Source organism: Micromonospora sp. LOL_024 (assembly GCF_048060415.1).
In the GTDB taxonomy this organism is placed as follows: Bacteria; Actinomycetota; Actinomycetes; order Mycobacteriales; family Micromonosporaceae; genus Micromonospora.
In genome coordinates this window covers 1-6,162 of record NZ_JBHMIS010000081.1, presented here as the reverse complement: position 1 = coordinate 6,162, position 6,162 = coordinate 1, and the positions used below count along the sequence as shown (strand labels likewise).

Sequence of the window (6,162 nt, the reverse complement as noted above, 5' to 3'; positions counted from 1 at the left end):
GCTCGGTTCAACCCGTTGTCCGGCCGGTACACGGTGCCCAGCGAACGCACCTTCCGTCGGGCGACCAGCTCCGGCTGGTCGAAGTCGAAATCGTGGCTACGCCCGTCGCGGCCGAGACCGGCCGCCTGGTAGCGGGTGTTGAGCAGGTCCAGGCGCCGGGTCACCTCGGCTGAGTCCAGCCAGTACCGCAGCGGCTGCTCACCCCACCCCGCAGCGGCGTAGTAGGCGTCGGTGACACACCCACGGGTGTAGGTGAACTCCTCCAACTCTGTGGCGTGGGGGAAGACCACGCCCAGGTCGGCCTGCATCCGCGTCATCAGCGTGAACTGCGCCAGCACCGCGTGGACCATCTCGTCCACCGGCGCCGGCACCAGCAACTCGGCGGCCTGCTCGTCGCCGCCGGTCAACTCGAACACTGCTGCCTTGAGCGCCAGCACCCGCAGCGCCTCGTCCAGCAGCGGCCCGGCGTCACGCTCCAGCGACCAGCGGCTGATCGCCGGGTACCCGGTGAACGTGGCCCAACAGGTGGAGTACTTCATCGACGAGCTGTGCAAACGGTCGTAGGCCGGGTGGGCGCGCATCCGGTCGAGGATCTCCGCGGCCCGACGACCGACCTCGGCGACCTGCGGCATCGATGGACTGGTCATGGTGCATCCCTTCCCAAGGGGGCAGTGGACACCGGGAGACCGCGCGCCGCGCTGCGGCGGCGGTCCCTCACCGCCCGCCGAACCGATGCGGGCGGTGACAAAGCCATCAGAAACTGTCGTCACCGATGTCGATAAGAGACGCCGTTGACCTCCGACAATCCGCCGACATTTCGCCGTGAATGCCGTCCGGCGCTATCCCCGGACCGGGATTGTCGCCGGAATGTCGGAACCCGCCGGCAGGTCTGGCCGACATCGGTCGGTCTCGCCTTTAGTCGTCCCGTTGGCACGCGATCCTGCCAGCCGGCCACATGTCGAGCCGCCGCGCCACGGCTTTCCTCATTCCGCCGTGTCAAAGGGTCGTTGACCGTGCGATCTGAAGGGTTCTGCTGTGCGTGTTGCCCGGAGGCTGGCGTTGTGGCTGGCCATTCCGCTGTCCGCGACCAAGCTTCTCGCCGCGTGGGGTGTGACCTCGACGGGACGCCAGGCGATGGCCACCGATCGGCCGGAATCGCCGGCGGCAATCCCGTCGGCTGTCGGTGACGTGCCCCATCAGCTTGATCGGAAGGCGCAGGTCGCGGCGGCGGAGGTCTCGGACATCGGTGGCGGATTGAACGCTTTCTCAAGCAGGGCAACGTGTCCGAGAGCGCGAGCCGGCCACGCATCTTCACACAGAAAGGTGATGGCCGTGCGCGTCAAGTGGTTCGTCCCTGCTGACGGCGAGCACCCGTTCAGGCCCTTCGGCATTGACTGCGAGGATGCAGCCAGGCGCTTCGCCAGCTGTGGCGAATCGACGCCTCGCGACCGGGATGAAAACGCCGCATTGCCCCATGGTGCCCTCAATCGGGGCCGGCGGTGCGGGGCGAACTCCGATCGCCCTGTCCTGGACTCCGACCCTCGACATCGAGGGCGTCGAAGGACGCGGCCGTGAACCGCAGCCCGCAGCCCCTGCCCGAGGTAGCCCCGGGCACTCTGCTCCAACTTGAAGCGAACGACTGGTCCTACGGCCGTGACCTCACCCCCGGCACCGCGGTAGCCGTCACCGTCGCTGGCGTTCGCGACCTGCCGAACCGCAGCGACGAGTGGGTCTGGATCCTCGGCCACCGTCCGGAGTGCGATTACCCGCACGTCGACCGGCATCCGCCGTGCATGGAGGTTCGGGTCAGCGTGGCCACACTCCACCGCCGGAGTTCTGTTTCATGACCGGCACCGACGACGGTGACCGCCCCGTGGATTGCTTCGAATCAGCGCGCAACACGGTGCTCCAGCACCGCGACGGCGGTACCTGCTTCCACTGCCAGACCGGTGGATGCGGGCAACACGCCTGGGCGATCGAGGAACTTGCCCGCCACCCCGGCGGCCTAAAGCTTCTCCGGCAGCTCGGGTTTCCCATCCCCTCTGACGAGTCGACCGAGGAAGGTCAGCCGCGGTGAACACCACACCCTCCGGCGCATCCAACGACCACGCACCCCACCTGTACGAACACCCGGCACCAGTAGAGCCGGCCCGGCCGGTACGCGCCGTTGGCAGCGCCGCCGCCCACACCACCACGCGTCTTGCCGACGAGTTCTTCTACCTGGCCCACGACGACCAGACCGGACGTCCGCGTCTGTTCGAGTCCGCGACCGCACACGGCCTGGCCGCCGCGCTGCTGGCGGAGCTGTACCGGGAGGGTCGGGTCACCTTCGAGGGCCGCCATGTACGGGTGATCAACACGGTCCCGCCGAAGGACTGGCTGCAGCATCTTGTCCTCGACCGTCTGGTGGCCGAGCCGCGTCACACCGCGACCCGAACGTGGTTGGCGTTCCTCGCCACCACCGCCTGCGAGCAGGTGATCACCCGCATGTGGCAGCTTGGGCTGCTGCGGCCGGAGCAGGTCGGTCGGCTGTGGCGCCAGCGCACCGTCTACGTCCCCACCGACGTGAACACGGCCGCCTGGTCCTGGGCTCGTTTGTCCTTCCAGCTGCGCAACTACCAGCCGCTCAACGCCTTCGACCAAGTCCTTGCGGGTCTGGCGTTGCACACGCAGCTCGACCCGATCCTGCTCGACGGCACACCCCTTGCCGTCCGCGCGTTCCTGCGCCACCAGGTCGACCAGGTCCCTGCCCCGCTACGCGAACTCCTCGCTGACCTCGGTGCCGTCGTCGGCGGCGCCGTGTTGAGCCACCGCACCTCCTGAGTGCGACCACCTCCCTATCCATCCCTCTTGGCTGAGAGAGAGCCGATGTTGCACTCGAAACCCGACACCGTGTCCGCTGTCCTCGCGCGTGGGCGGCTCGGTATCCCGTCGGTGGTGTTCTTCGTCATCGCCGCCGCCGCACCCCTCACCGTCATCGCCGGTGGCGCGACCACCGGGTACGCGGTCACCGGCGTCACCGGCATCCCCGTCGCCTACCTCCTGGTCGCGGCAGTGTTGGCGTTGTTCGCGGTCGGCTACGTGGCCATGTCCCGCCGCATCGTCAACGCGGGCGCCTTCTACACCTACGTCACCCGCGGACTCGGCCGCCCCACCGGCGTCGGCGCCGCCATGGTCGCCCTGCTCGCCTACAACGCAATGCAGATCGGGTTGTACGGCGGGGCTGGCGCGGTCACCGCGCAGTTCCTCAACGACCGGTATGGCTGGCAGCTCACCTGGTGGATGTGCGCCCTCGCCGTCTGGGCCATCGTCACGGTGCTTGGGGTCGCGCGGATCGACCTCAACGGCCGCGTCCTCGCCGTCGTGCTGGTCGCTGAGTGCGTTGTCGCACTGACCTTTGACGCGATCATGGTCAGCCACCCTGCCGACGGGACCGTCAGCTTCGACGCCCTCGCCCCGACGCACGTGTTCGCCGCCGGGATCGGTGCGGCATTGGTCACTGCGATCACGGGCTTCGTGGGCTTCGAAGGAACCGTCGTGTTCTCCGAGGAGACCAAGGACCCGCGCCGCACGATCGCCCGCGCCACCTACATCGCCGTGGCCGTGACCGGCCTGCTGTATGGGCTGTCCGCGTGGGCGATGTCCGTGGCCACCGGCCCCGACCGCATCGTCGAGGCGGCCCGCACCGACGGCACCGACCTCATCTTCAACCTGGTGTCCCCGTATCTGAGCCAGAGTGTCATCACCGTCGCCCGGGTTCTGTTCATCACCAGCCTGTTCGCCGCCCTGCTCTCGTTTCACCACACCGTGGCGCGGTACCTGTTTGCCCTCGGCCGCGAACGGGTGCTGCCCGCCGTGTTTGGTCGCACCAGCCGTCGCACCGGCGCACCGAAGGTCGGCTCCCTCGTCCAGAGTGCGCTCGCTTTCTGCGTGCTGGTCGGCTACGCGCTCGCGGGGGCGGACCCGATCGTGCACCTGTTCTTCTGGATCACTGTCACCGGCGGCCTCGGCGTCCTCATCCTCATGACCCTCACCTCTGCCGCCGTCATCGGCTTCTTCACCCGCACCGCTCACACCGAAGGACCGTGGCGGTCGGTGATCGCACCGGGGATCGCCGCGGTCGCGCTCGGCGGGATCCTCACCGTCACCCTGCACGAGTTCGACACCCTCCTCGGCGTGGCCCCGAACTCACCGCTGCGCTGGGCGTTCCCCGCCGCCTACGCCGCCGCCGCGCTACTCGGCATCGCATGGGCACTGATCCTGCGCACCACCAACCCCGATGTGTACGCGGCGATCGGCTTGGGCGCGGACAGCGACACCGGACCCCTGCGCGCCCCCGACCTCGCTCGCCAACCCGCCTGACCTGAGGGAAGCTGTGACCGCAACCAACACGAATCTGCTCGTCCGCCCCGCCACCGAAGCCGACGCCGGACCGCTGATCGGCGTCCTCGCTGAGGCGTTTCACGAAGGCGCCGTCGCCGACTGGCTGATCCCCGACCCGACCGACCGCCGAACCGTCTACTACCGGTACTTCACCGACGCCTTCCACCACGGCCTGACGCAAGGGCAGGTCTACACGACGGGCGACCAGACGGCGGTGGCGATCTGGCACCCCCGTCTCGAACGCACCTCGACCGATACCCGTGAACGGCTGGAGTCGCTGGAGGCCATCGCGGGCGTGTACGCGCCGAAGTTCGTGCTGCTGGAGGAGATGTTCGACGCCTTCCACCCCGACGACCCGCACCACTACCTCGCCTACCTCGCCGTCGACCCGGCACGGCAGAACCGCGGTATCGGCGCCGCACTGCTCGCCGACCATCACCGTCGTCTCGACGATCTCGGTCTGCCGGCGTACCTGGAAGCCACCACCATGCGCAATCGGCGGCTCTACCTGCGCCACGGCTACACCGCCGGCCCCACCATCGTGCTCCCCACCGGCGGGCCCATCATCTGGCGAATGTGGCGCGGCGCCCCCATCAGCGGCGGCCGGACCCCTTTCCCGCGCACCCTGCCACGTCGGCGGCCCCTGTGACCGCCCCCACCGTGACCGCGCCACCCATCCGGCCCGCGCAGCCCGGCGACGTCGCCACCATCGCCGCGCTGCTCACCGATGCCGTCGCCGCTGATTCGGTCGCACAATGGCTGGTACCGGACCTGGCGGAGCGGCAGCACATCTTCCACGCCCTGCTCGCCATGGAGGTCGACCACGCCGTCGAATGGGGGCACGTCGATGTCACGGTCGACATGACCGCCGTCGCCGTCTGGCGGCACCACCCCGCACCGCAGGCGCCACCGCTGTCCGACTACCACCTGAGCACCTTCACCGGCCGACACCTAACCCGCTTCCAGCACCTCCACACCCTGGCCCGCCGATACCGCACCGCCGCCCCGCACCACTGGCTGACCTGGCTGCACGTCACCCCCCACGCCCGCCACCACGGCATCGGTCAGGCACTGCTCGCCCACCACCACCAGCGGGTCGACCAGCTCGGCTACCCGATCGACACCATCGCCACCACCATCACGGTCCGGAACCACCTGACCAGACACGGCTACCACGCAGGCACCCCGCTGCACCTCGTCGACGGGCCACAGCTGTGGCCCCTACGTCGCGCCGGCCGACCCGTCCCGCTCACCACGGTGACCGGCTGAACCGCCACCTCGACACCCGGCCCCCGAGGGGCTGCCTCAACGGCGCGGCAGCCCTCGGATCCGCACCAACCCACTGCAACATGATGCCCGGCTCGGCCGCACTATCGATCGATGCGAGCACTGACGCGGCGCGGCGGGAGTTGCGGCGACCCCGCATGACGGCTCCAAGCCCACGGACCGTAGCTTGCGCCAATCCCAGGATTGGGTCACCTTCCCGCCGGTGGGCCTGTCCCGACTGTCGTGTGCTCTCGTGCTGAACGCAAAGGGGCGGGATACGTCGGGCCTACGCTCAACATCGACCTTACGCCCCGCTGGTGCTGCTGCCCGGGATGCTGCTGCCGCTGTCGATCGCCGCGCGCAGGTCGGCGCTGGTCTTCCGGATGACACGCTCACTACGAGTAAACGGTTTGCGCGGCGCATTTCAGGGCGAGCGGTGCACCACGTCCAAACGTCTCGCGTCGGACCGGGGGCGTCCGGGCCGCACAGCCTTGATGGTCAGCACGGCGGTGA

General features: G+C 69.1%; 8 protein-coding genes. 7 read left to right on the top strand and 1 reads right to left on the bottom strand.

Annotated features, from left to right (window positions below; all coding sequences use genetic code 11):
• Nucleotides 1–647, bottom strand: a 647-nt coding sequence (locus ACFHWY_RS27800; protein ID WP_416583213.1) for a hypothetical protein, incomplete at its 3' end; no start/stop codon positions are given.
• A 924-nt stretch (nt 648–1,571) separates the two neighbouring features.
• Here ACFHWY_RS27800 and ACFHWY_RS27795 point away from each other — a divergent pair.
• The 7 genes from ACFHWY_RS27795 to ACFHWY_RS27765 form a co-directional block, all read left to right on the top strand.
• Entirely contained in the window at nt 1,572–1,847 is a 276-nt protein-coding gene (locus tag ACFHWY_RS27795; RefSeq protein ID WP_416583212.1) for a hypothetical protein, read from the top strand.
• Nucleotides 1,844–2,077, top strand: coding sequence for a hypothetical protein (locus ACFHWY_RS27790; protein WP_416583211.1), 234 nt, complete (start codon nt 1,844–1,846; stop codon nt 2,075–2,077). The genes ACFHWY_RS27795 and ACFHWY_RS27790 overlap by 4 nt, the downstream gene beginning before the upstream one ends.
• Nucleotides 2,074–2,823, top strand: a complete 750-nt coding sequence (locus ACFHWY_RS27785; protein WP_416583210.1) for a GOLPH3/VPS74 family protein — start codon at nt 2,074–2,076, stop codon at nt 2,821–2,823. The genes ACFHWY_RS27790 and ACFHWY_RS27785 overlap by 4 nt, the downstream gene beginning before the upstream one ends.
• Nucleotides 2,824–2,868: 45 nt before the next feature.
• On the top strand, nt 2,869–4,362 hold the full coding sequence (locus tag ACFHWY_RS27780; RefSeq protein WP_416583209.1) for an APC family permease: 1,494 nt from the start codon (nt 2,869–2,871) through the stop codon (nt 4,360–4,362).
• Between the two features lie 13 nt (nt 4,363–4,375).
• The gene (locus ACFHWY_RS27775; RefSeq protein WP_416583208.1) at nt 4,376–5,032 is read left to right on the top strand and encodes a GNAT family N-acetyltransferase; all 657 of its coding nucleotides are present in this window, start codon (nt 4,376–4,378) and stop codon (nt 5,030–5,032) included.
• Nucleotides 5,033–5,043: 11 nt separating this feature from the next.
• A complete protein-coding gene (locus ACFHWY_RS27770) occupies nt 5,044–5,652 on the top strand; it encodes a hypothetical protein (RefSeq protein ID WP_416583207.1) in 609 nt (202 codons plus the stop codon).
• Between the two features lie 314 nt (nt 5,653–5,966).
• A partial coding sequence (locus ACFHWY_RS27765; RefSeq protein WP_416583206.1) for a hypothetical protein occupies nt 5,967–6,162 on the top strand: 196 nt, incomplete at its 3' end.